The sequence below is a fragment of the Sporosarcina sp. OR05 genome, from assembly GCF_041414805.1.
Lineage (GTDB): Bacteria > Bacillota > Bacilli > Bacillales_A > Planococcaceae > Sporosarcina > Sporosarcina saromensis.
The window spans coordinates 130,859-156,503 of the sequence record NZ_JANKJL010000001.1; the positions used below are offsets into that span (position 1 = coordinate 130,859).

General features: G+C 42.8%; 25 protein-coding genes. 19 read left to right on the forward strand and 6 right to left on the reverse strand.

All coding sequences use genetic code 11. The features are described from left to right. Window positions 1-31 precede the first annotated feature (31 nt). The 4 genes from NRI27_RS00550 (at window position 32) to NRI27_RS00565 (ending at window position 3,201) form a co-directional block, all read left to right on the forward strand. Window positions 32-1,189 (forward strand): sensor histidine kinase, encoded by a 1,158-nt coding sequence (locus tag NRI27_RS00550; protein WP_371389119.1) that lies wholly within the window; start codon window positions 32-34, stop codon window positions 1,187-1,189. 20 nt (window positions 1,190-1,209) lie between these two features. After that, a complete protein-coding gene (locus NRI27_RS00555; protein ID WP_371389120.1) occupies window positions 1,210-1,884 on the forward strand; it encodes a response regulator in 675 nt (224 codons plus the stop codon). Window positions 1,885-2,033: 149 nt separating this feature from the next. Further along, complete coding sequence (locus NRI27_RS00560; protein WP_371389121.1) at window positions 2,034-2,624, forward strand: Cif family virulence factor; 591 nt, start codon at window positions 2,034-2,036, stop codon at window positions 2,622-2,624. A 193-nt stretch (window positions 2,625-2,817) separates the two neighbouring features. After that, window positions 2,818-3,201 (forward strand): YhjD family protein, encoded by a 384-nt coding sequence (locus tag NRI27_RS00565; protein WP_371389122.1) that lies wholly within the window; start codon window positions 2,818-2,820, stop codon window positions 3,199-3,201. Here NRI27_RS00565 and NRI27_RS00570 read toward each other — a convergent pair. The 3 genes from NRI27_RS00570 to NRI27_RS00580 all read right to left on the reverse strand — a co-directional run bounded on the left by NRI27_RS00570 (window position 3,158) and on the right by NRI27_RS00580 (window position 5,856). Further along, a complete protein-coding gene (locus NRI27_RS00570) occupies window positions 3,158-3,796 on the reverse strand; it encodes a competence protein ComK (protein ID WP_371389123.1) in 639 nt (212 codons plus the stop codon). The genes NRI27_RS00565 and NRI27_RS00570 overlap by 44 nt on opposite strands. Window positions 3,797-4,083: 287 nt before the next feature. Further along, window positions 4,084-5,259, reverse strand: coding sequence for a M20 metallopeptidase family protein (locus tag NRI27_RS00575; protein WP_371389124.1), 1,176 nt, complete (start codon window positions 5,257-5,259; stop codon window positions 4,084-4,086). A gap of 87 nt (window positions 5,260-5,346) precedes the next feature. Next, window positions 5,347-5,856 carry an antibiotic biosynthesis monooxygenase family protein gene (locus NRI27_RS00580; protein WP_371389125.1) on the reverse strand — a complete coding sequence of 170 codons (510 nt, stop codon included), beginning with the start codon at window positions 5,854-5,856 and terminating at the stop codon, window positions 5,347-5,349. A 214-nt stretch (window positions 5,857-6,070) separates the two neighbouring features. On the opposite strand from NRI27_RS00580, the gene hemE reads away from it, so the two are divergent. The 6 genes from hemE to NRI27_RS00610 all read left to right on the forward strand — a co-directional run bounded on the left by hemE (window position 6,071) and on the right by NRI27_RS00610 (window position 11,218). Continuing rightward, window positions 6,071-7,108, forward strand: coding sequence for a uroporphyrinogen decarboxylase (gene hemE / locus NRI27_RS00585; protein WP_371389126.1), 1,038 nt, complete (start codon window positions 6,071-6,073; stop codon window positions 7,106-7,108). Between the two features lie 26 nt (window positions 7,109-7,134). Continuing rightward, window positions 7,135-8,067 carry a ferrochelatase gene (gene hemH, locus NRI27_RS00590; RefSeq protein WP_371389127.1) on the forward strand — a complete coding sequence of 311 codons (933 nt, stop codon included), beginning with the start codon at window positions 7,135-7,137 and terminating at the stop codon, window positions 8,065-8,067. A 20-nt stretch (window positions 8,068-8,087) separates the two neighbouring features. Next, a complete protein-coding gene (gene hemY / locus NRI27_RS00595; protein WP_371389651.1) occupies window positions 8,088-9,509 on the forward strand; it encodes a protoporphyrinogen oxidase in 1,422 nt (473 codons plus the stop codon). Window positions 9,510-9,521: 12 nt separating this feature from the next. Then, window positions 9,522-9,749: a hypothetical protein gene (locus NRI27_RS00600; RefSeq protein WP_371389128.1), complete on the forward strand. Its 228-nt coding sequence runs from the start codon at window positions 9,522-9,524 to the stop codon at window positions 9,747-9,749. A gap of 34 nt (window positions 9,750-9,783) precedes the next feature. Continuing rightward, window positions 9,784-10,110, forward strand: coding sequence for a hypothetical protein (locus NRI27_RS00605; RefSeq protein ID WP_371389129.1), 327 nt, complete (start codon window positions 9,784-9,786; stop codon window positions 10,108-10,110). A 247-nt stretch (window positions 10,111-10,357) separates the two neighbouring features. Next, window positions 10,358-11,218, forward strand: coding sequence for a glycerophosphodiester phosphodiesterase (locus NRI27_RS00610; protein ID WP_371389652.1), 861 nt, complete (start codon window positions 10,358-10,360; stop codon window positions 11,216-11,218). 82 nt (window positions 11,219-11,300) lie between these two features. On the opposite strand, the gene yhfH (NRI27_RS00615) is transcribed toward NRI27_RS00610, so the two are convergent. After that, the gene (gene yhfH / locus NRI27_RS00615) at window positions 11,301-11,426 is read right to left on the reverse strand and encodes a protein YhfH (RefSeq protein ID WP_371389130.1); all 126 of its coding nucleotides are present in this window, start codon (window positions 11,424-11,426) and stop codon (window positions 11,301-11,303) included. Window positions 11,427-11,615: 189 nt separating this feature from the next. Further along, window positions 11,616-11,741: a protein YhfH gene (yhfH, locus tag NRI27_RS00620; protein WP_317942614.1), complete on the reverse strand. Its 126-nt coding sequence runs from the start codon at window positions 11,739-11,741 to the stop codon at window positions 11,616-11,618. Between the two features lie 134 nt (window positions 11,742-11,875). Between yhfH (NRI27_RS00620) and lplA the strand changes: the two genes are divergently transcribed. The 6 genes from lplA (at window position 11,876) to NRI27_RS00650 (ending at window position 19,495) form a co-directional block, all read left to right on the forward strand. Beyond that, window positions 11,876-12,868, forward strand: a complete 993-nt coding sequence (lplA, locus tag NRI27_RS00625) for a lipoate--protein ligase (RefSeq protein WP_371389131.1) — start codon at window positions 11,876-11,878, stop codon at window positions 12,866-12,868. 356 nt (window positions 12,869-13,224) lie between these two features. Next, the gene (locus NRI27_RS00630) at window positions 13,225-13,929 is read left to right on the forward strand and encodes a response regulator transcription factor (protein WP_371389132.1); all 705 of its coding nucleotides are present in this window, start codon (window positions 13,225-13,227) and stop codon (window positions 13,927-13,929) included. Continuing rightward, a complete protein-coding gene (locus NRI27_RS00635) occupies window positions 13,926-14,978 on the forward strand; it encodes a sensor histidine kinase (protein WP_371389133.1) in 1,053 nt (350 codons plus the stop codon). The genes NRI27_RS00630 and NRI27_RS00635 overlap by 4 nt, the downstream gene beginning before the upstream one ends. Beyond that, window positions 14,929-15,702, forward strand: coding sequence for an ABC transporter ATP-binding protein (locus tag NRI27_RS00640; protein ID WP_371389134.1), 774 nt, complete (start codon window positions 14,929-14,931; stop codon window positions 15,700-15,702). Before NRI27_RS00635 ends, NRI27_RS00640 begins: the two co-directional genes overlap by 50 nt. Window positions 15,703-15,728: 26 nt before the next feature. After that, window positions 15,729-17,654, forward strand: a complete 1,926-nt coding sequence (locus NRI27_RS00645; protein ID WP_371389135.1) for an FtsX-like permease family protein — start codon at window positions 15,729-15,731, stop codon at window positions 17,652-17,654. A 287-nt stretch (window positions 17,655-17,941) separates the two neighbouring features. Then, window positions 17,942-19,495 carry a fatty acid--CoA ligase family protein gene (locus tag NRI27_RS00650; RefSeq protein ID WP_371389136.1) on the forward strand — a complete coding sequence of 518 codons (1,554 nt, stop codon included), beginning with the start codon at window positions 17,942-17,944 and terminating at the stop codon, window positions 19,493-19,495. Between the two features lie 873 nt (window positions 19,496-20,368). On the opposite strand, the gene NRI27_RS00655 is transcribed toward NRI27_RS00650, so the two are convergent. Further along, entirely contained in the window at window positions 20,369-21,250 is an 882-nt protein-coding gene (locus NRI27_RS00655; RefSeq protein ID WP_371389137.1) for a LysR family transcriptional regulator, read from the reverse strand. Between the two features lie 102 nt (window positions 21,251-21,352). Here NRI27_RS00655 and NRI27_RS00660 point away from each other — a divergent pair, with 102 nt between their 5' ends. The 3 genes from NRI27_RS00660 (at window position 21,353) to NRI27_RS00670 (ending at window position 25,076) form a co-directional block, all read left to right on the forward strand. Continuing rightward, window positions 21,353-22,450 carry a citrate synthase/methylcitrate synthase gene (locus tag NRI27_RS00660; RefSeq protein ID WP_371389138.1) on the forward strand — a complete coding sequence of 366 codons (1,098 nt, stop codon included), beginning with the start codon at window positions 21,353-21,355 and terminating at the stop codon, window positions 22,448-22,450. A 58-nt stretch (window positions 22,451-22,508) separates the two neighbouring features. Continuing rightward, a complete protein-coding gene (locus NRI27_RS00665; RefSeq protein ID WP_371389139.1) occupies window positions 22,509-24,482 on the forward strand; it encodes a prolyl oligopeptidase family serine peptidase in 1,974 nt (657 codons plus the stop codon). A gap of 108 nt (window positions 24,483-24,590) precedes the next feature. Then, window positions 24,591-25,076, forward strand: coding sequence for a GNAT family N-acetyltransferase (locus NRI27_RS00670; RefSeq protein ID WP_371389653.1), 486 nt, complete (start codon window positions 24,591-24,593; stop codon window positions 25,074-25,076). The last annotated feature ends 569 nt before the right edge of the window (window positions 25,077-25,645 follow it).

The following is a 25,645-nucleotide window of genomic DNA, read 5'->3' on the forward strand; positions in this document are numbered from 1 at the left end:
GTGTTTTGATTTCCGGACGGGAGAGGTTGAATTGGCTGAGAAGACAATAGACATCCAAAAACTTGAGAGTATTTTCGACAACATGGTCAATGTGATGGATCAATCTAAAAACGACATATTTACAATCAGCGAGCAAAGCCGACAAGCTCTCCAGGAGATGCAAAACGAAGTAGCGATCATTAAAGAAGAGATTTCCCGGGTAATAGATGAAGGGGATTATTTGGAAGACATGACGCGCCATTCCAGAAGAAGGCTTGCAGATGTCTCCAAGAATTTTATGAACTATTCCGAGGAAGAAGTACGTAAAGCCTACGAAACTGCAAATGATCTACTTGTAAGATTATCGATCAATCGAATGGAAGAGAAGCAATTACGCGTACGAAGAGATGAATTAGATCGTCGAATTGTCGCTCTTTTGGATACGATTGAAAAAGCAGATCAGCTTGTCAATCAAGTGACAACCGTCATTTCTTATTTGACATCTGATTTGAAAAAAGTTGGAGAAGCACTCGAAACAGCTCGCCAAAAACAAGAATTCGCCATACAAATCATTCACGCCCAGGAGGAAGAAAGAAAACGCCTCTCTCGTGATATCCATGATGGGCCCGCTCAAATGTTAGCAAATGTTTTGTTGCGCTCAGGACTTATCGAAAAGACGTTTGCAGAAAGAGGCCCGAATGAAGCATTGTCTGAGCTGAGTCAATTAAAAGTGATGGTTCGAAATGCGCTGCTTGAAGTACGTCGTATTATTTACGACCTACGTCCAATGGCGCTCGACGATTTAGGTTTAATCCCTACTCTCAGAAAGTATGTTACGACCGTTATGGAATATGAAGAAGGTGTAACAATCCATTTCATGAATAACGGGACGGAAATACGTTTTGACTCAACAATTGAGGTAGCGATTTTCAGACTTGTCCAAGAATCCATCTCAAATGCACTAAAACATGGAAACTCCAGGGATGTTTGGGTGAAAGTAGAATGGCTCCGTGATACAATGAATATTGTCGTGAAAGACAACGGAAAAGGATTCGATATAAATCAAACTAAAGAGAAATCATTTGGCATTATAGGAATGCGTGAACGAATCGAGTTGCTGAAAGGTGAAATGAAGATCATGTCAGCTATCGGCAATGGTACAACGGTGCTATTCCGTATTCCGTTACAAGAAAATAGTATTGTTGAATAGGGTATTGGGAGGGAATGAAAATGACAAAAATTTTGATTGTAGATGACCATCAATTATTCCGTGAAGGTGTAAAGCGAATCCTAGATTTTGAAGACTCATTTGACGTAGTAGGTGAAGGGGACGACGGCTCTGAAGTAGCTGAGCTTTATCGTCGTTTCAATCCTGATGTCGTCTTGATGGACATTAACATGCCAGGCATGAATGGTGTGGAAGCAACGGAGAATTTGAAAAATGAATTCCCGGACGCAAAAGTCATCATCTTATCGATCCATGACGATGAATCATATGTATCCCATGCACTTAAATCAGGTGCACTTGGTTACATGTTAAAAGAAATGGATGCCGATGCAATTGTACAAGCCATTAAAGTGGTAGCTGCTGGTGGATCGTATCTACATCCGAAAGTTACACATAATTTAGTAGCAGAATTCCGTCGTTTAAGCGAGCGGGAGCACAAAGGTTCTTTCCAACAAAATGATATTCGTCGCCCACTCCATTTGTTGACGAAGCGCGAATGTGAAGTCCTCCAATTGTTGACGGATGGTCAAAGTAACCGTACGATTGGTGAAACACTCTTTATTTCTGAAAAAACGGTTAAAAACCATGTGTCGAGTATTCTTCAAAAGATGGGTGTCAATGACCGTACACAAGCCGTTGTTACGGCGATTAAAAATGGCTGGGTGGAAGTAAAGTAATTGCTCCCCCCATTACGGGTAATTAGATGTACCTTCATCTTGATCCCGCTTGGAAGCATCTCACTAGCGCAAGTGGAAGACGGATGATACAGTTTGAAGGGACCTTCTATTTTAAGAAGGTCCCTTTCGAAGTTTGAGGAGGCAAAAGGATGAAAAAGACAGTCGTTTATTTGATGCTTGTATTTGTGCTTGTACTAAGTGCTTGTTCGAAGAATGAAGAGGATAATGCCAATCAAGGCTCTGTAAATGATGGGGAAACGTCCAATGAATTCGGCTCTATTGATCACGGTGTTGATGAAAACAAAGTAGGGTTCAACCTATCAGGCGGCGAAATCGAAGAAGCTGCCAATGTCCCTAAGGAAGAGAAAACCGCGTTAGTGGAAGCGTTTGACACGTATATTCATGCATTTAACGCGCAAGACGTAGATGAATATATGCGTACACTCTCAAAAAATCCGCAAAGCTTTTCCATTGATGAAGAGCGCACTTACATTGAAGGGGTCTTTAGTGAATACGAGATCAGTCGTGATGCAAAAGACGTGACAATTGTAAAATATGACGCGGATAAAGGGGAAGCCCAAGTGTTCTCCAATTTGGATACGACATTAAAACAGAAGTCTTCGGGCCTTGAAACGAACCGTACCGGCAGACAAGTGACCGTTTTCACGAAAGAAGACGGCAACTGGAAAGTGACGTCTGTTTATTACATGGAAGACCAGCCTAGCGGCGAAGCAAAATGATAAGTACGTAACGATAAATGAGTGATTTCTTGTCAACTAGACGGGGAATCGCTTTTTTGTTGAATCCTTCGTTGTAAAAATCGTGCAGTTTATTCCTATGTATAAAATTCCCTTCTCGCTCCATATTGATTTTAAGACTGTATGTGGTATTATAAGAACAAATGTTCTTGTTATTGTGAGAGGAGGAATGGGTATGCCTTTAATTCCTGCAAAGGCATTGCCGCACTTTGAAAATATGATTTACTTGCCGTTGCTTGTAATTGTGTTGGAACGTGACCGTGTAGGTATTGAAAAAGGTCCCTTTAAACTGAAGGGACCTTATCTTACAATGATTGATACGGTATTGTCACAAGTCCAAGAGGAGTTACAAGAGACAAAAATCTTTTTAAAACGTAATAACATGAAAGTGCTCCAAAAAAGTAGGGATAACATGTTTACGGAATATATTTTTTTAAATGGTGGTTATGAAGATCATCGTCGTTACTTAAATGTTAGACTTCGAAATCGGACGGAAGAGCTACTTCATCTTTATTTCATGAAGGGGTTGAACCATCCGCGGACGAATGATCGTCACTGATTTTTTTTGTAGATGCATAGAGTTCATCTAAATGTTCTTCTAACACGACAGAATCGACATGCTCTCTTTGAGTCAATGTGTGTTCAGGTTCTTGAGAGGATAAGAGGTTGGACGTGCGATTCAATTCTTTCTGTTTGTTGATGAAGTTAATTTCAACCAATCGCGCTAACGAGAACTGACGATACATTGTAGCGACTGTCACACCGATTTTTATATCGATACCGTTCTTCAATTTTACGATTGTTTGCAAACCGTCGGGTAGGAAAGTATCAATTGCATGATAGGCAATCCACGTGTTGTAATCTGATTTTGCGGACATTGTTGGGATGAAGATAAAGGGCATGCCATAAGAATTCGCTATTAGCAAAGGTAGTTTGTGCCGTCTATCTAGTAATTTTGCTGAAGATTGCATAGCGTTATCGAAACTTCCACCGTAAAATTTACATGAACGCGTAACGATATGTAAAGGTTTCTTAGCAATCGTAAACCTATCGTTCTGTTCAATTACCGACGTATAAATCCTTTTCCCATAAGTTTTAGGATTCAATACTAATGTGTCAAAAGATATGACATAATTTGTTTTCGATTCGTTCATTTTCCATTTCCTCCTTTTCTCGTAAACAGTACCCTAAATAGTATTATAGAGTACGTAAAATTAAATGCAACCCTTTTTCATGAATAATTCGAAATATTAACCAAATCAGAGAATTATTTTAATTAAAAAATAGGTTAAATAACATATTAATTAGGGATTATTATGCAATTATTAAGTCTTCTAGAACTAGTACGAATATACCCTTGAAAGGGATTTCTGTTGATAAAAAAAGAAGGAATTTTCTTGGGTAACAAGAAAATTCCTTCTTTTAATAAAATATTTATTTTTCACTCAGTTTTCTGATAATCCAGCGCTGCAGCACCTAATGTTTTGGCTGCAATTAGCATCGCTCGTTCTTCAAAATCAAACTTTGGATGATGGTGAGGGAAAGGAGCTGCATCCACAGGTTGAGCACCCGTAAAGAAAAATGTGCCTGGCACTTTTTCTAAGTAGTACGCAAAATCTTCTCCACCCATTTGAGGTTTACTTTCTACGATTGCGCTAATGTCAGGAACAGTTTCAGCGACTTGCTGAAGGAATTCAGTTTCCTTTTGATGGTTCACAACAGCAGGGTAGCCTCGGAAATAGTTGAAAGTAATTGTGCAATCATTTGTGAGGGCAGTTCCTTCAACGACACGTCGCATTTCTTGTTCCATCAAGTCGCGGATTTCTGGGCTAAATGTTCGTACGGTCCCACCGAGTTTTGCGGAGTCTGCAATGACATTAAAAGCATTATCTGCCATGAATGAGCCAATGGACAGAACTGCGGATTCAATCGGATCGACACGACGAGAGACAAGTTGCTGTAAGTTCATGACAAGCTGTGCACCAATGACGACTGCATCTTTCGTCTGGTGAGGTGCAGCACCGTGTCCGCCAGCGCCTTGGATTGTAATTTCAAATCGATCAGCAGCGGCCATGATAGGGCCTGTACGGTATTCAATTGATGAATAAGGGGTTAGTGACCATAAGTGCGTTCCAAAAATGACGTCTACGCCATCGAGGCAACCGTCTTCAATCATTGAGATGGCCCCACCAGGTGCAAATTCCTCAGCGTGTTGGTGGATGAAAACGTATTCTCCTGCCAAATCTTCTCGAAGGTCGAAAATGACTTTCGCCAATTGCAACAAAGCAGCAGTATGACCGTCATGACCACAAGCATGCATGACGCCTGGAACAGTCGATTTGTAAGGGACGTCTTTTTCATCCTGAATCGGCAACGCATCAAAGTCTGCGCGTAATGCGACTGTCTTGCCTGGGCGTGCGCCTTTGACCCGCGCTACAACGCCATTGCCGCCAACGCCTGATTGGACCTCGATACCAAGATTTGCATAGAAATCATGGATATATTGTGCGGTCTTTACTTCTTTAAAAGATAGTTCGGGATGCATATGAAGATGTCTTCTGATGACGACCATATCTTCGTACGCAAGGTCCAGTTTCTCAAATAGTTGCTCATTCATTCAATTACCCCTCTCAAAACGTTATTTATATGCATTGATTATTATAACAATACATGAGAAGGGTCGCAATGTAGTCTGAACTATTGATCAATCTGTTTCTTCAGGTTTTGCAATGTATGTTGAGACATACGATGCGCTAGAAAAAATATGCGTTGTATTATCAGCGAATTCATCCGGAGATGGATGGGAAAACTTGAAAGAAGGAGAGTTTTTCCAACGATCATAGTCAGAAGCCTCTTCCCATTCAGTCATAACAACGTACGTATCCGATTCAAGTGGACGTAGAAGTCTGTAAGCAATAAACCCTTGTTGGGTTTCAAGTTGCTCTCCTTGGGATGAAAAGCGGTGTTCAAAAACAGGTCGTCCTTCATCTGTCACAGGGATATTATTGCATACAAAATAGCCTTTATCGGTAATAGAACCCGTAGAACTTATGACTTCATACCGTCTCGGTGTTTGAAACACAGATTTTGATTCGGTTTCATGAATAAGTAGCGACTGTCCACTACCGTGCATGAGTACCATCTGTTTATCCGAATGACGTTCTTGCAGTTTTTCCATAAAGTCTCTCGTTCCAGTTGTCATGTACATATACATTCTCAAAACCTCCAATGAAAGTGATACTACTCATATTTTCCCCCAAATAGGTAATTAAAACAAACAATGTCTAAATGATGGCAGATTGCATGGGAAATGAACACAATTTCGTGACAAATCAAGGCAAATACTATACATTACACGTGGAAACGGATATATTTGAAAACGAATAGGTAAAACGATAATTATTATAAAGAAAGTAGGAATCGATCGTATGTCCACATTTAACGATACACTGCTTCGTGCTGCAAGAGGAGAAAAGATTGAGCATACGCCTGTTTGGTATATGAGACAAGCAGGTCGCTCTCAACCTGAGTACCGTGCTATCAAAGAAAAATATTCACTAGAAGAAATTACACACCAACCTGAACTTTGTGCATATGTGACAAAATTGCCAGTCGATAATTACAATGTCGATGCTGCAATTTTGTATAAAGACATTGTGACACCGCTACCAGGAATTGGAGTAGACGTGAAAATAAAAGCTGGCGTAGGCCCGGTTATTTCTAATCCGATTCGATCCGTTAAAGATGTACATAACTTAGGGGAGTTCTCTCCTGAAGATGACATCCCTTTCGTACTGGATACAATTAAAATCTTGAAAGAGCAATTAACTGTTCCATTAATTGGGTTTGCTGGAGCGCCGTTTACGCTTGCAAGCTATATGATTGAAGGTGGCCCGTCTAAAAGTTACAATTTGACAAAGTCCTTCATGGTATCTGAACCAGAAGCTTGGTTTGCGTTGATGGACAAATTAGCTGATACAATTATCGCTTCCATTCAAGCACAAGTTAAAGCTGGAGCAATGGCAATTCAAGTGTTTGATTCATGGGTAGGCGCATTAAACGTTTCCGATTACAGGATTTTCATCAAGCCTGTCATGACGCGTATTTTCACTGAACTTCGTAAGTTGAATGTACCGTTAATTACATTTGGCGTCGGGGCAAGTCATTTGGCGAATGAATGGCATGACCTCCCTGTAGATGTTGTCGGCCTTGACTGGCGCTTATCGGTAAAAGAAGCAGGCGAACGCGGATTAACAAAAACATTGCAAGGAAACTTGGATCCTTCTTTATTGTTAGCGGATTGGAACATTATTGAAGAACGTGCGAAAACCATTATCGAACAAGGTGTTGAACACGGAAGCCATATCTTTAACCTCGGACATGGTGTATTCCCGGATGTCCAACCGGCAACATTAAAAAGGTTGACAGATTTTATCCATGAATACAGTGCCCAACTACGTAAATAAATTCTATGAAAAACGAGGTGTACGCAATGACGAAAAAGAAAATGGGACTTTTAGTGATGGCGTATGGAACGCCATACAAAGAAGAGGATATTGAAGCATACTACACGCATATTCGTAGAGGTCGTCCACCAGCACCTGAGCAATTAGAGGATTTGCGCAACCGTTACCAAGCAATCGGTGGAATTTCTCCACTAGCAAAGATTACAGAAAACCAAGCAAATGCACTCGGAGAACGATTGAATGCAGTTCAAGATGACATTGAGTTTACTGTATATATTGGCTTAAAACATATCACACCGTTTGTTGAGGAAGCGGTAGAAGCGATGCATAACGATGGAATTAAAGAAGCGGTATCCATCGTACTCGCTCCACACTATTCCTCATTCTCTGTGAAATCTTATAACACACGTGCTAAGGAAGAAGCAGACAAATACGGCATTGCGATCACATCGGTGGAAAGCTGGTACAAGCAACCGAAGTTCATCCAATATTGGTCTGAAAAAATTCGTGACACGTTTACTAGCATGAACGAAGCTGAACGTGAAAAAGCATGTCTCGTCGTTTCTGCACACTCACTACCTGAGAAAATCAAGCAATTTGGAGATCCTTATCCGGAGCAATTGGCGGAAACGGCTAAACTGATTGCAGAAGCAGCGGAAGTTGACACGTACGCGGTTGGTTGGCAAAGTGAAGGACAAACAGGTGAGCCTTGGTTAGGACCGGATGTACAGGATTTAACGCGTGATCTTCATGAGGAAAAAGGATATGAAGCATTCGTCTATACACCAGTTGGATTCATCTCAGATCATTTAGAAGTGCTTTACGACAACGATTTTGAATGTAAAGTCGTTTGCGATGAAATAGGTGCTGCCTATTATCGTCCGGAAATGCCGAATACGGATCCACTTTTCATAGATGCAATGGCTGATGCAGTGCGCGATCAATTGAAAAAAGCCTAATGGAAGAAGTGATGATTGACATGAATGTACAAAAGAAGAAAGTCGTCATCGTAGGTGGAGGAATTACAGGATTATCGGCAGCCTTTTATTTACAAAAAACAGCTCGGGAACAGGATTTGCCGATTGAGGTTGTACTGATTGAAGCATCGAATCGTTTAGGTGGAAAAATCCAGACCGTTCGACGTGATGGATTTGTCATTGAACGCGGACCCGATAGCTTTCTCATTCGGAAAAAAAGCATGGATACATTTGCAAAGGATTTAGGTATTGCGGATGAACTCGTTCGTAATGCGACCGGGCAGGCGTATATCCTTGTGGATGATGAACTTCAACCCATTCCGGGCGGTTCAATTATGGGGATACCGACAGAGGTTACGCCTTTTTTAAAGTCCAATCTCTTTTCGCTAACCGGGAAATTGCGGGCAGCAGGTGATTTTGTGTTGCCTCGTTCCGGAGTGGAAGGCGATCAGTCACTCGGCCATTTTTTCAGACGCCGTTTTGGTGCAGAAATCGTCGACAACCTCATTGAACCACTATTGTCTGGCGTTTACGCAGGGGATATCGATCAAATGAGTTTAGAATCGACGTATCCACAATTTTACGAAGTCGAGAAGAAACACCGAAGTTTAATCCTGGGAATGAAAAAGACGACGCCTAAGAAAGTGCCGCAAAAAGATAGTCACAGCGGATCAAAACAAGGCGCATTCCATTCTTTCCGTAATGGATTATCGACGATTGTCGAGGCGGCAGAAGAGCAATTGGAACCAGGAACAATCAGAAAAGGCATCCGGATTTCAACGATTGAAAAACGAGGCAACCAATCAGTGTTGCAGTTGAACAACGGTGAAACGATTGTTGCGGATGCAGTCATTATGACAACGGGTCATATGGCAGCGAGCCAGTTGTTTGAGCCACATGGAATTTTGCAAGGACTGAAGGAAATCCATACGACGTCTGTAGCGACAGTCGCGCTTGCCTTTCCAAAAGATGCCGTCATTCAAGACAAGGAAGGTACAGGCTTCCTCGTTTCAAGAAGTAGCGATTATTCGATAACAGCTTGTACGTGGGTCCACCGAAAATGGCCAACAACAACACCTGACGGCAAAATCCTGCTACGTGCATTTGTCGGCCGCATTGGCGACGAAGCGATCGTTGACTTACCTGACGATGAAATCGAACGGATTGTTCTCGAGGATCTGGGAAAAATCATTACAATCAATGGAAAGCCCGATTTCACGATTGTCACGCGTTATAAAGAAGACCGCCCTCAATACCGTGTCGGCCATCGCCAGCGTGTCGCTGCGGCAAAAGCCGAATTGCAACAAGCCTTTCCAATGGTTAAATTAGCAGGCGCCTCTTATGAAGGCGTCGGCTTGCCAGATTGTATTGACCAAGGAAAAGCAGCTGTAGAAGATGTACTGAATGGATTGTTTGAGCGTTGAGGATGAATAGTAGTGGAAAAACCCGCCTTGTGCGGGTTTTTTATTTTGAGATGGATGTGGCTGGCGGGCGGATATGCGGCGTTTTTGGGAAATATGCGGCGTTTTGGCGAGTTATGCGGCGTTTTGAGGAAATATGCGGCGATATGCGCGCGAATGCGGCGTTTTGAAGAGATATGCCGCGTTTTGAAGATTTATGCTGTGTTTGAATTACCGAGCCGTCGCGTCGATAAATCCGTTTAATGACGCGCAAGCGCAGAATAAAGGAACTGCCGCGTTGATAAATCTGTTTAATGACGCGCAAGCGCAGAATAAAGGAGCTGTCGCGTCGATAAATCAGTTTAATGACGCGCAAGCGCAGAATAACGGAGCTACCGCGTCGATAAATCAGTTTAATGACGGGCAGGTGTTGAATAAAGGATCTATCGCGTCGATAAATCCGTTTAATGACGCGCAAGCGCAGAATAAAAGGTCTGTCGCGTCGATAAATCCATTTAATGACGCGCTAGCGATAAGTTTCCAAGATCTCGCGTCATTAATTAAAATCGTTTCTATCATTTGTGCTGTATCGTTGAAAGACCCAATCTCTGAAAGAACTACGTAACTCTTTTCAGCTAGTTGCGCTGTAAACATCAATAAATACCGCGGACCGGCAAGGGGTACGAAATTAATTGACTCGCGCTGCATGCTTTTGACAAATTAAGGGTTCGTAAAAGGGAGCAAACAATCAAGGGATGTTCGCAGTAGGAGAGAGGGCTCAAGTAAGTGTATTGGGCGAGGTTTACGGCATAGAAGAATCGGAAATAGGTAGCGTATGAAAAGAGCGGTCTTGAACGGAAGTGATGACATTGATGAAAAAGATGGCGAGCGTACTAATCGGAACGATACTCATGAGTGGCTGTTCGATGAGTAGCACGTGGGACAATCAGATCCCTAAAGACGAATTTCTTGTCGTTGCACATCGAGGCGCATCCACGTATGAACCGGAAAATACGTTACCTGCTTTTAAGCTTGCGGAGAACTTGGATGCTGACTACATCGAACTAGATATCCAGTTGACGAAAGATGGAGAGCTCGTAGTCATGCATGACAAAGATGTAAAACGGACAACAGAATCAGAGGGAAAGATTCAACAGGCTACAGTAGCTGAACTGAAACAGTTGACTGCAGACGAGAAGAAAGGAGGGGAAAAGGCGGATCACACGTTACCTGAGGAAGCATATAAAGTCCCGACGTTGAAGGAAGTTATCGATGCCGTTGGTGAGCGTGTACATTTTATTATTGAATTAAAAAATACGAAAGAATACATCGGTATAGAAGCGAAGCTAGTGGAATTCTTGGAAGAGCATGCGTTAATTGGTCCAGATCAGAACGGCTTGCCGAAAGTGATTGTGCACTCGTTCAATAAGCGAGCATTAAAACAAATACATAAACTGCATCCCGATATACCTCTCCTACAACTCATCTCCTTTGATGAAGGTGAGGAAGCGAAAGTGGATGAAAAAGAGGTGCAAGACATCCAAAGGTATGCAAAAGGAATTGGGGTAACATACGAAGCGCTCACGCCCGCATTTGTCAATACGATGCATGGAGAGAACTTGGCTGTTTTCGCCTATACCGTTAATGATGAAACAGCGGCTTTACGTTTACAAGCGATGGGCGTGAATGGTATTCATACAGATCAACCTGATTTGTTGAAAGAGGATGAGTAATGACGAGTAAAAGACCTGAAAAACGCGTGAAACCAATGTTTAGAGAATTTGGCTTCACGCGTTATTTATTTTCCAAGACGACTTAAATGATGTTGCAAGAATCGCACTTGTTGCTATAGCACTCATGCTGTTCTTCGATGACTTCTCCACAAGTGACACAGTTTTTAGGCGGTAAATTCTTAAAGAACTCGATAACGCTTTCCAACATGGATGGTTCCCTCCTATCAATTGTACTAATACTAAATTGGAACAGGTTGTTTGTCATAGTACAGGTGCGTCAAAAAAAGAATGTGTGCGATCATTGACATGGCATTTACGTAACGTTTCGGATGTGTATTACTGTTTTATTACTATTTGATTAAACTTAAGTTGTAATAGTACAGCGGCGATAAAAAATTTACACCATCGTACAAGACTCGCATGTATTGCTGTAACATTCGTGCTGTTCTTCTATGTCATTTCCACAAGTGGCACAGGCTTTAGGGGGCAGGTTTTTAAAGAATTCTACAATACTCTCAACCATCTCATCCATCACCTCTTGTTCTATAACTGAATTTGGTAGTGTCATTGTATTATAACAGACAAACATATGTCAACACTTATTTGTTCTTTTCAGATAAAATAGAGGTGAATTCATTTATTTAGGGAGCGATTAGCGTGTATTTTATTGATAATAAAGGGATCACAGATCCAAGAATAAATCTTGCGATTGAAGAGTATGTACTGAAAAATATGGACGTGGACAAAGATTCGTTTTTACTGTTCTATATTAACGAACCGTCCATCATCATCGGGAAAAATCAAAACACAATTGAAGAAATTAATACAGAATATGTTGATGCGAACGGTATTCATGTTGTGAGAAGGCTATCTGGTGGCGGCGCAGTCTATCACGACTTAGGCAACTTGAATTACAGCTTCATCACGAAAGATGACGGCGAGTCGTTCCGCAATTTTAAGAAGTTTACACAGCCTGTAATCAAAGCGTTGAATGAAATGGGTGTAAAAGCAGAATTACTTGGACGGAATGACATTCTTGTAGAGGGCCGTAAAGTATCTGGAAATGCACAGTTTGCTACATTTGGACGCATGTTCACACATGGCACATTAATGTTTGATACAGAAATTGAACGTGTCGTTTCTGCCTTGAAAGTGCGCAAAGATAAAATTGAATCCAAAGGCATTAAATCCATCCGAAGCCGAGTTGCCAACATTTCCGAATTCATCAATGAACAGATGACGATTGAGCAGTTCCGTAAGAAGATTTTAACGTCAATCTTTAACGGAGAAGAAAATGTAAAAGAACTTGAATTGACGGAAGAGGATTGGACTAAGATACATGCGTTATCGGCTGAACGCTATGCAAATTGGGATTGGAACTATGGAAAATCACCGAAGTCTAATGTCCAACACTCCCACCGTTTTCCGGTCGGTGGCATAGATGTCCGCTTGCAAGTTGAAAAAGGGACCATCCAATCTGTTCAAATTTACGGCGACTTTTTCGGCGTAGGTGAAGTAACTGCAATTGAAGAGCGATTACAAAACGTTCAGTATAACCGAGGAGCCATTAACGCTGCGTTAGAAGGGCTCGATATTCCGACGTTATTAGGCGGAATTACAAGCGAGGAGTTCGTCAATTTAATCTATTAAGTTAGAGACCGGTGAAAACCGGTTTTTTCTTTTGCTGTAGTATACGGGGGAAGGGTGGTTTTTGTGTAGGTTTCCTGCATACATTGTAGCTCTTTTAAAACTGGTAAGTCCAAATCAGTTCTTTACTAAAAAACGGTATCGTTTCATTCAAGGATTGACCTTGCGTAAAAATAAGCGATAGACTGAGCTCGCAACGCTTGCGTGGACAATAGGTGTTGAGGTTATCAAATTAGGGATTTGCGCGGAGGGCTAGCTGTACGGAAAAGACGTTATCATAACGCGATTGCCCAAAACGGTTTGCTCTGCGGTTTTTCCAGTTTTACGGTATACTGGTTGTATGTGAGGAGGGAAGTTGGATGGTGAACCATCGCATTTTTATTGTTGAGGATGACCGGAAGATTGCGCAGTTGTTGGCGGATACGTTGAGGAAGTATCAGTATGACGTGGCGATTGTGGAGGATTTTGATGCGGTTGTGGAAGAGTGCAGGGCGTTTGATCCGCATATGATTTTGCTTGATATAAATTTGCCGTCGTATGACGGGTATTATTGGTGTCGTCAGTTGAGGCAACAGACAATGTGTCCAATTCTTTTCATTTCAGCGCGGTCCGGGGATATGGATCAGGTGTTTGCGCTGGAGAATGGAGGGGATGATTTCATTACGAAACCTTTCCATTATGAAATCGTCCTTGCGAAGATACGGAGTCATTTGCGCAGGGCGTTCGGGGAGTATGCGCCGAGCCAAGGGGAGCGAACGGTGAAGCTCGGTTCGTTGACGTTATACATTGAACGGATGGAGTTGCATTTACGCGATGAAGTCATCCCCCTTCAAAAGAAGGAATGTGTCATTTTGGAGTTGTTAATGGATGCTTCACCAAAAGTCGTTTCTCGAGAGACGTTGTTGGAGGAGTTATGGGACGACCAGTCATTCGTAGATGAGAACACATTGAATGTGAATATGACGCGTGTGCGGAAAAAGCTCGTCGACTATGGTGTCCATTCCGTCGTGGAGACGGTACGAGGATCAGGGTATCGATTCGTGCCAGCGCCGGAGGAATTATGAGACAAGTCCTGTTATTTTTAAAGGAATATTTGTCGTGGATCATATTTGAAATGTTGCTTGTGACATTTATTCTATTGTTGTATTGGTTGGATGGGTTTCGTGGAATAAATACAGCGATCTATTCAATTATTATGAGCGTCATGTTGCTGACGGGGTTTTTAGGTGCGAAGTTCATAACGCGGCGGGCGTATTACAATGCGATTGTGAAGAAGCCAAAGCGGATGGAGGATGCGCTTATTCGGAAAGTGCAAACACCTGAACAAATCGAGTCAGCCCGTTTCATGCGCGATTTATATGGTTTGTATCAAAATGAAGTGCAAACGCTGTATGCCTCACAGCATCGCCAACTGCATTTTATGAATCAATGGGTGCACCAGATGAAAACGCCGATTTCGGTCATTGGGCTGTTGCTGCAGGAAGATGGAGAGCTGGATAAGCGAAGTGTGCAGGAAGAGATCGAGAAGTTGCAACGTGGATTGGATGCAGTACTCGTCAATGCTCGACTGGAGACATTCGAAGAAGATATGCAAATTGAACAGGTCGGGTTAAAGGGTTTAATTCAACAAATTGTAACGGAACATAAACGATTGTTCATCACGAATGGGGTGTATCCCGTCATTTCGATTGATGAACGGATTGTTGTGGCGACAGATGCGAAATGGCTGAAAATTGTTATTGGGCAATTCATTACGAACGCTGTGAAATATACGTTTGAAAAAGGGAAGCACCTCTATTTGACGTTGAAAAAAACAGAAGAGGGTTTTGCGTTGACGATCCGAGATGAAGGGATTGGTATTCCTGCTTCAGATTTGAAACGGGTGACAAAAGCATTTTTTACAGGTGAAAACGGCCGTTTGACGGGCGAATCAACGGGAATGGGCTTGTACATTGCTCAAGAAGTGTGTGAAAAGCTCGGCCATCCATTGACGATTGAATCTGAAGTTGGACAAGGGACATCCGTGAAAATTCTTTTCATGAACGGAGAAGGCGGTGAAGTGAATGACGAAGAAACCGATCGTGGAAATGACGCAAGTGACGAAGATTTATGAAAGTAAAGTGATGCACCGGGCGTTGAACCGTCTTGACTTTGAGGCGGAGGAAGGCGAGTTCATTGCCATTATGGGACCGTCTGGAAGTGGAAAGACGACGTTGCTAAATATTATTTCAACGATTGACATTCCTACATATGGACGTGTGCTCATTGACGGCGTCGAGCCCGAAACGTTGAAAGCGAATGAACTTGCCCTCTTTCGGCGACATAATTTAGGCTTTGTGTTCCAAGATTTCAATCTCCTTCAAATGTTGACGGTGGAAGAGAATATCGTCATGCCGTTAACGTTAGATGGCTTGCCGGTCATGGAAATGAAAAAACGTATTCATCAATTGGCGGAACAACTTAGTTTGTCGGATATTTTAAACCGACGACCTGATGAATTATCCGGTGGACAAGCGCAGCGGACTGCGATTTGTCGCGCACTCATCCACAAACCGAAGCTCATTTTAGCGGATGAACCGACTGGCAACTTGGATTCGAATTCAGCGAAAGAAGTGCTAGAGTTACTCAGTCAAATAAATGAACATGAGCGGACGACAATCATTATGGTGACGCATGATCCGATAGCCGCGAGTTATTGTGACCGCGTGCTGTTTATTAAAGATGGTGAGTTTTTCAATGAGATTTATAAAGATGAGAGACGCCAAACGTTTTTCCAACGAATTTTGAACGTCTTAAGTTTGCTTGGCGGCAATGTCAACGATTTACGGTTGTTATAATCAATGGAACGGAAAGGAGGAGGCGCATGACTTTTCGTCAATTTGCGTTTCGGAATGTAGTGCGAAATCGGCGTGTGTACGCGGCGTTTTTCATGGCGAGTGTATTTTCAGTGATGGTCTTTTTTCTGAATTCCATGCTGCTTTTCCATCCTTCCATTGAGAGTAGTGCGTTAAAAGATATTGCTTTCCTCGGAATGGGGACGGCCGAAATTATATTATACATATTTACGGTTTTCTTTTTGTTTTATTCGATGCGCGCCTTCCTTCAGGCACGAACGAAGGAGTTTGGCATTCTACTACAGTTAGGCATGCAAAAACGCCAGTTGCATCGATTGATTTTTACGGAAACGATTTTGATCGGTGCCGCCTCAATTGGTGTCGGGACATTTTTAGGGTACATGTTTTCCAAATTCTTTTTTATGGTCGTTAAACGAATTGTCATGTTTTCGTACTTGCCTTTGTATTTTTCATGGAAACCGTTTGCGTTGACGGTCGGTGCATTTCTCAGTTTGTTTATGATCATTTCATTAGTAGCACCGGTTTTTATTCGAACGGGGCAATTGCTTGAGTTGATTCGTGGAGAAGTGAATGAAAAAGAGAAATTGGGCTTTTCAAAAGTGCGTGGCATTCTCGGCGTGCTGTTGCTTGGTATGTCCTATACATTGGCTGCGCTGACGTCGAACAGCATCGTCATTGGGCTTGTCTTTTTATTGCCACCTTTAGCAACTGTCGGGACGTATTACTTTTTTACTGATTCGTTGCCGCTCATTCTTCATCTCCTGAAGCTCCGAAAGGAATTTTACTGGCGGCATTTTCGCCTGCTCGCCATATCGGAAGGGATCGTTCGCATTAAAGAAAATGCACGAATGTTTTTCATTGTGACGATTGTGTCGACGGTCGCTTTCATGTCGGTCGGCATCTTGGCGTCGCTTACTTCATTCGCGTCACAATACCGGGAAGTGAATCCGCTTGGTCTCGTGTACAAGAGTTTTCCGGGAAACGAGTTGGAGCATCAGCATCTACGTCAAATTCATGAAGACTTAAAAAGCAATGGTTTAGACTATACACACGTTCGTTTTCCAGTGTTGGAACAGCAGTCGTCTGCTACTGCGTTTACTGTCAATATCGTCAGAATCGCAGATATCAATAAACTCGCGAAGTCTTCTGGCAATCAAGCACTCGAACTTTCAAAAGGAGAAGCGTTGTTTCTACCTCCAACTGCGTCTACGTTTGCACAATTGAACAAGCAGACGGTGGAGACGGTATTGCAAGAAAGTGGTGTAGCAGAACGGATTGACGGGGCGTATCCTTATCAGTTGTTCCCAGCCCACGCGCTCGGGACAAATGCAATCGTAGTTAGCAATGAAGATTTTGAAGCGATTGCCCGTTTTGTCGACCAGCCGGCATTTGTCTATCATGCGTATGATATACAGGATTGGCAGGAGACGAAAAATATTGGACTGTCAATCAACCACGCTCTAGGCGAATCAATGATTACGGGTTCTACCTATGCACCACGTTTCTATTTTGACAACCCGGGCTTGAATTACTCTGTCATGCGGACGACGTTTACATTGCTACTCCTAATCGGTTTGTTGTTGGCAGGTGTATTCCTTTTGGCAGCAGGAAGTTTCATTTATTTCCGTCTGTATACTTCATTGGATAGTGATCGCAAACAATTCGATGTACTTCGGCGTATGGGTATTACGGATAAAGAGTTTAAAAAAATTGTCAATCGGCAGCTCATTCCCCAATTCTTTATCCCTTGGTCTGTCGCGTTAATTCATAGTTCGTTTGCTTTTTTATCGCTACAAGTCATATGGGACGCACTTGCAGAAATCTCGATTGTGCGGGAACTTATAATGGTGTTGGTCGGTTTTACGCTCTTGCAGATTGTCTATTTCTACTTAATTCGTTGGCGCTATTTGGCACATATTCGAACACCGGGCTAAAGTCTGGTGTTTTCATTTTTGAAGGTAGAGAGGACGATATATTTTACGCGACAAGCTGGTATCTCCTCGCCAAACATTTCCTTTACTTTCATTGCCACCTCTCTTCACACCTTCATTCCAACGAGTAGGACATTTTTGCAAAATATCAAACCATCAATCGATTAGAAATCGAACTTCTTGCCTATCGCTAGATTATTCAAAAGTATTGTGAACTTTTAACTTTTCTTATATAATAATAGAGATGGTTTATGAATGGTCATTCATTTTTTTGGGAGGGAGAGGTTCAAATGAATTTGGTGTCTAAGGTTTATGAAACTTCAAAGTTGCAGCCAGAGAAATCGGCGTATCACTTCATGGGGAAAGATACATCGTATGCAGAGTTCGATCAGTCGGTATCGATGTTTGCAACGGCTTTACAAGGATTGGGGGTTGAAAGAGGGGACCATGTTGCGTTTTTATTGGGGAACACGCCACACTTTCTAATTTCCTTGTATGCGACGATGCGCATTGGGGCGACTGCAATTCCGATTAATCCGATTTATTCACCGGATGAGATTTCGTATATCTTACATAATAGTGATGCGAAAGTTGTCATTGCGGTCGATCCGCTTTTACCGTTAGTCGAAAAAGCTGCTAAAGGATTTCCGGCGATTGAGCAGTTCATCATTTGCGAAGTGAGCGAGGATGTCGGTCAACGATTTGTCGCTTTACCTGATACGGTAAAGCCGAAAGTAAAGCTGTTTTCATCGGTAATTGCGACAGGTCGTCCAAATGTTCAACCGGTTGCTGTTGAGGAAAATGAAACCGCAATCATTTTGTATACGTCTGGGACGACAGGACAGCCGAAAGGGGCGATGCTCACACATGGAAACTTGTTTTCAAACGCGCGCGATGTAGCAGACTATCTAGGTTTCTCAGAAGATGACCGTGTCGTCGCAACGTTGCCGGTTTTTCATGTATTTGCGTTAACAGTTGTCGTCAATGCACCCTTGCTAAAAGGAGCGACTATTTTGCTCGTGCCACGTTTTAGCCCGGGTGATGTGTTCGAGACAATTAAAACAAAACAGGCAACCGTTTTTGCGGGTGTACCGACGATGTACAATTTCCTTTATCAATACCCTGCAGCTGTGAAAGAAGATTTTGCGACCGTCCGATTAGCCATATCAGGCGGGGCATCATTGCCAGTTGCGTTATTACACAACTTTGAGAACAAATTTTATGTGCGTGTGTCTGAAGGATATGGGCTATCCGAAGCATCTCCTGTCACTTGCTTTAATCCGCTTGACCGCGATCGCGTGCCAGGTTCGATTGGCACGAATATCGTCAATGTCGAAAACAAAGTTGTCAATGAATTTGGGGAAGAAGTGCCGGTTGGAGAAGTTGGCGAGTTAATTGTCAAAGGACCGAATGTCATGAAAGGTTATTACAAAATGCCTGAAGAAACAGCCGCGACCATTCGAGACGGTTGGCTCTATACCGGCGATTTGGCACGTCAAGATGAGGACGGGTATTTCTACATTGTCGATCGGAAGAAAGATTTAATAATTGTCGGAGGATTTAACGTTTATCCGCGTGAAGTGGAGGAAGTGTTGTTTGCTCATCCCGCAATTTCCGAAGCCGCAGTCATCGGTGTGCCTGATCCAGACTTTGGCGAAGAAGTGCAAGCATTCGTCGTCTTAAAAGAAGATGCGCAAGTGACAGAAGAGCAGCTTAAACAGTTCTGTACACAAAAACTTGCCAAATACAAAGTACCTGCAGTCATTGAGTTTTTGGATGAATTGCCGAAAAATACGACCGGTAAAATCTTGCGTCGTTCTTTGAAAAACCAAGTGAAAATATAACTAGACAAGCCTTTCCTTAAATTGTGAGGAAGGGCTTTTATTTATTGATAATACGGAATATGCCAAATTCACTACTCAAGAGAGAAGGAAGAGTAGCCGATAAAATACGTACAATACATATTAAAGGAGCAACTACCATGCGTTGGACTGTAGGCAGAAAACTATTTACCATCTTTACGAATACGTCGATGACGGGCTCAAACCATATCGAAATTTAACTTGAAATAAAAACGAAGCGGTCCTGGAATAGGGATCGCATTGTTTTTGTAAAATGAAGAAATATCGAGAAGACGGAAAATCATATCATGTAATTTATTCGATCTAAAAAAGACGTGATTTCAGACCAGATAAGTTGTGGAGTATTTGCCAGTAGCTGATTAGCAGTAGACCGAAACTGTTAATCAATTTTTTAGAAACACATGATGTTGACATACAACTAAAATTAAAAGAAACCTTTCATATAAATGTTCCTAATAGCTTAAAAAGAAGGTGAATAAATCCTATCCGTATCAGTATCTATGATGAAATCAACCGTTATATCCTCTGTATAAGGAATTTGGTCAAAATGGTACAGTCCTTGCGGAAGGTCCCTTATCTCATAAGTAAATTCTTGGGCTTGGAGATACATTTTTCTTAACTGTGGTTTAGAACATTTCCTACCTGTTAATAATGCTTGGTGAAAAAAACATCTATTTCAATAATCATCATTATCACGGCTGGTTGCTAATCAGCCCATATAGCTTAAATTTTATGATAATTGTATAAAATCGTTAGCCATAACTTTAACCAGCAAGAATGTAAAGGCATTGCTCAACAATAGGGCAAGATAATCTCATTCTCACAAAGATCCCCCTTGCTCCCTAAACCAAACTCTCAACCAAAATAATAACTAGACACTTCTTGAATGAACGCCTCTTCTAAATCGCCAATATTTTTCACAATGAGGAAAGTTGACACTGTAGGCAATTCAAATAGGTCAAAATGGGGTCTCATTAGACGGCCTTCTAGTAACTCACGTCTCACTATTGAGTGAGGTAGAAACGAAATGCCAATACCTTCTTGAATGAATCGCTTAGCGATATGAGCTTGCGTCACTTTCATCGTCCGAACACCAGGAACATGTTTGCTAAGGGTGACAAGCAATGGATCCCAATAGACCGGGTGATGATGTGTAAGTAAATCATTCTGTTGTAGAGTAGCACGAACATCAACTGGTGGGCCGCTCTCTTCATCGTACCGGTCGTTAGGGGCTATAAAGACAACAGGATCATCGTAAATTCGGATGGACTCTAAACCTTTCAAAGTTGCATCGAGCGCGGAAATTCCTAAATGCACATCACCGCTTTCGACGAGTCGCTCAATGTGTGCAGAGTCCTCCACACGAATTGTCAACTCGACATCAGAATAGCGCTCTCTGAAGGTACGTAAGCAGTACGGCAAAATCGTTTCAGCCATTAAGGGAGAGATAGCGATCGTCCACTTCCTGCGATAGCCTTGCGTGAATGCACTCATTCGCTGCAAGGTACCTTCCATGGATTGGAGTAAGTGCAAAGCCTCTTCGTAAAACAATTTACCTGCATCCGTTAACGTCACGCGGTTATTAATCCGATCAAAAAGTCGACAATTCAAATGCTCTTCCAATAGTCGAATGTGTACAGTGACGCTGGGTTGTGACAATAAACGCCTCTCCGCAGCTTTTCTGAAATTCAGCGTTTCTGCTGCTGCAATGAATGTCTGTAACCATTGGTAATCCAATCCATCCACTCCTTAATTAATAATATTAATCAAAGTGATTAATAGAATTCAATTTATCTAATTATAGCAATTGCGTATAGTAGAGAAAAGGAGGAATGGAAGATGTTTCAAAAAGGATTAAAAGATGTCGTAGCCGTGCATACGAAAATCGCGGATGTCAATGGAGAAAAAGGTGAATTGCAATACAGAGGTGTTAAAGTGGGACAGTTAGTAACCCAACATTCATTTGAACAAATCCTTTACTTGCTTTTAAACGGACAACGTCCAAATCAAGAGCAATTACAGGAAGTCCAGTCTGCGTTAATTCAAAATAGAACGTTACCACAACATGTACAAGCAATCATTGATGCACTCCCTTCAGAAGTCTCATTAATGGATGCGATGAGAACGGGCATTTCAGCATTTTGTGACCGCGATTTTGTACGTAAAACAAGTAATGAACAAGCAATACAACTAATTGCAGCACTTCCAGTCATCGTTGCACGCCATTATCGGAACCAACAAGGGCTAGAATTTATCGAACCGGATGGTAATTTGAATCATACAGCCAATTACTTATGGATGCTGACAGGTGTATCACCTACAGAAGTGCATGTAGAGGCGCTTGAAACCTATTTAAAGCTAACAATGGAGCATGGCTTAAATGCATCGACTTTTGCTGGCCGTGTCACGATTTCGACCGAATCCGATCTGACAGCCGCCATTACATCAGCGATTGGTACAATGAAAGGCCCTTTACACGGGGGTGCACCTGCTGGCGTCATTGATTTGCTAAATGAAATTGGTAGCCCTGAACATATTCAACCTGTCATCGAAGAAAAAATGCGTAGAGGCGAACGGATCATGGGATTTGGTCATCGTGTCTACAAAACAGAAGACCCTCGATCCGTTATCCTGCGGGACAAATGCCTAAGCATGTCTGGAAGAGATGCGTGGCTCGACCTTGCAACGACAGCGGAGAAAGAAATCATCAGGTTGCTCGATAAGCATAAGCCTGGACGAAAATTGTATACGAATGTGGAATATTATGCTGCTGCCATCATGCGTTCCATCGACATGCCACCAGAACTATTCACCCCGACATTCAGTGTAGCAAGAATTGTAGGGTGGGCCGCACATGCAATTGAACAACAACAAGACAACACAATTTTCCGCCCACAATCCGTCTATGTCGGCGCGTTTTCAGAAAAGAGTTGCTGACAAAGCAGGAAACTATCCTCCGAGTGTCGAAATATATACGGAAAAGGGGGAATGCACCATGACAAAAAAGGTAGAAATGACCGACTTATTCCAACTGCAATCCGTTACAGATCCACAACTCTCGCCGGATGGCAACGAAGCGGTCTTCATTAAAACACATATTGACGAGAAGAAAAACACATACATCGCCAACCTTTACCACATCGACCTTGCGACGAAAGAAACGACACAATGGACATACGGCATAGATCGTATTTCATTGCCAAAATGGTCTGCGGACGGAAAGCAAATCGCTTTTTTGGCGAATCGCGAAGAGAAGAACCAACTGTATATCCTATCCGCCCGCGGAGGGGAAGCGAAACAGATGACTTCCTTTGCATACGGCATTTCTAACTATCGATGGGCGCCGTGTGGGAAGAAAATCTGGTTTGATGCACCTGTGAAAGAAGGCAAAACATTTACCGATGAAGAGGAAAAGGATGACGATAACAGGCCGCATTCAGTTCGTATAACGAACATGAACTACAAAATGGATCGAATTGGACTCGTTCCGCAAGATATGTTCCAGCAAGTCGGGGTAATTGATGTTGAAAGTGGAGAAGTGACACAATTCACGGAAGGCTCGTTTAAATATTCATTGCAAGCAGTTTCCAATGATGGCAAACAGCTTGTCATTGGCGTGAATCGACAAGAGAACTTGGATTATGCATTTCACACGCCACTGTTGTTAGTGGACGTTGAAACAAAGGAAGAGACGGTTATCATTGACGAGGACGGACACTATGGCGGAGCTTGTTTTTCATTTGACGACAACTATATTGCCTTTGTAGGCGCGGATCGAACATTTGAAATCGCTTCCCACGCAAATCTGTATGTGTATGATACGAAACGAGGGAATCGGATCAATGTGACGGAGTGTATGGATGCACCAGTCGGCGACCATACCGTTGCTGACCATCAACAAGCCGCAAATGCACCAAGTGTCGTATGGACGAAAGACAACCATCTGTACTTTCCACTCTCTACGATGGGCGATGTCCGTTTGTATTTCGGGACGATGGAAGGGGAGTTGTATCCAGCGACGCCTGAAAATGAACACATTTACGGTTACGACCTGACAAAAGACGGAGCGACAGCCATCGTTGCAGTGAGCAATGCAACGAATCCTGGCGAGTTGTATGTGCAAACCATCGCCACCGGGGAGAGGGTCGCCCTCACTTCATTTAACGAACAATATGTGCAAGAAGTTGAACTGGTAGAGCCGGAAGCCATTGTTTTTAAAGGTGCGTTGGACTGGGACGTGCACGGATGGATTATGAAACCAGCCGGCTTTAGAGAGGGAAAACAGTATCCGTTAGTCGTCAATATTCACGGTGGCCCACATGCGATGTATGGCAATACGTTTTTCCACGAAATGCAACTGTTTGCTGCACAAGGGTGGGGGGTGCTTTACGTGAATCCGCGTGGCAGTCATAGTTATAGCCAACTGTTCGTCGATGCGGTTCGGGGGGATTATGGTGGCAATGATTTTAAAGACATTATGGCAGCTGTAGATTATGCACTTTCTGAGTATGGTTGGATTGATGAAAACCGTCTCGGTGTCACTGGCGGTAGCTATGGTGGCTTTATGACAAACTGGATTGTCAGTCATACAAATCGATTTAAAGCGGCCGCAACACAACGCTCCATCTCCAACTGGATCAGCTTCTTCGGTGTGTCAGACATCGGCTACTATTTCACAGATTGGGAACATGGAGCAGATATGGCAGACGTGGAAACGTTATGGAAACACTCACCGTTAAAATATGCAAAAGATGTTGAGACGCCGCTACTGATCCTTCATTCCGAAAAGGATTTCCGATGCCCGATTGAGCAAGCGGAACAGCTGTACATTACATTAAAGAGCTTGGGGAAAGAGACGGAGTTTGTTCGTTTCCCGGAAGCAGACCACAATTTACCGAGAACCGGCATCCCAAATCTTCGGATTGAACGGTTAACTGAACTAACAGGATGGTTCAAAAAATATTTGTGAAATTTTATACTACGACTGACTGAAGCGTTGGCGTAAGGAGGCACACGATTGACGTATACAACTGACGGTGTCACAATTCGACCCGTAAAAGAAGAAGACTTGCATCGAATGTGGGAATTGACGTTCAAAGAGGAAAATCCCGAATGGAAGAAATGGGATGCGCCGTATTACCCGCACAATACGATGGCTTACGAAAAATATGTAGAACGTAAAGACAAGATTGTCGATCAGGACGACCATTGGGCAATCGAAGCAAACGGTGAACTCATTGGCATGCTAAGTTATTATTGGGAACACAAGCCATCACTCTGGCTCGAAATGGGCATCCTTATTTACGAACCGAAGTATTGGAGTGGCGGCTACGGCACAAAGGCACTCACGATGTGGATCAATCATTTATTCAATGAAATGCCGCTCGTCCGTGTCGGTTTGACAACATGGTCCGGCAACAAGCGCATGATCCGCGTCGCCGAAAAGCTCGGCATGACGATGGAAGCCCGCATTCGCAAAGTCCGTTACTGGGAAGGCGTCTACTACGACTCCATCCGCATGGGCATTTTGCGGGAAGAATGGGAACGGCAAGAAAGAAGCTAGAAGCAATGAGGTGGCTGGGAGAAAACTCTAAATAGACCGTTTCTCTGCGCTTCAAAAGGCACGCTTTCCGCGGGGCGCGCTTGAGCCAATCGAACAACGAAGAGTTCGATTTGCCGTATTTCTGCGTATTTTGCGGAAATTAAGGCATCCTTGCTCCCAACGCTGCGCTTTTGCTCGCAAAAGCCGTTCTACGTGACGGCTTTCCCTGCGGGGTCTCAACATTCGCGCTAAATCCCGCAGGACATTGACTAAGCTTCTTCGAATAAGCATCGCACGAAGGAAATGCGTTAGCATTTTCGAGGAGTCGGCCTTTTTCCGCTCCGTTCCACTCATGAATTCGAAAAGAAACATTGGAAGCATATTATAAAACTGCATGATGGCGAATTAGCCTTAATGCAGTTTTTTTATGTTATGTTCCAGCCTGTTTTTATGGATGCATTCTTCTAAGCAAATCGTTAAATTTGTCAAAACCCATTCAGCGCGAGCGAGAATGCCGGATTATATAAAAACCTTCCGCGGTTCGATGAGTCTAATTAAGAACGCCGCATACTTTCTCCGAACGCGGCATT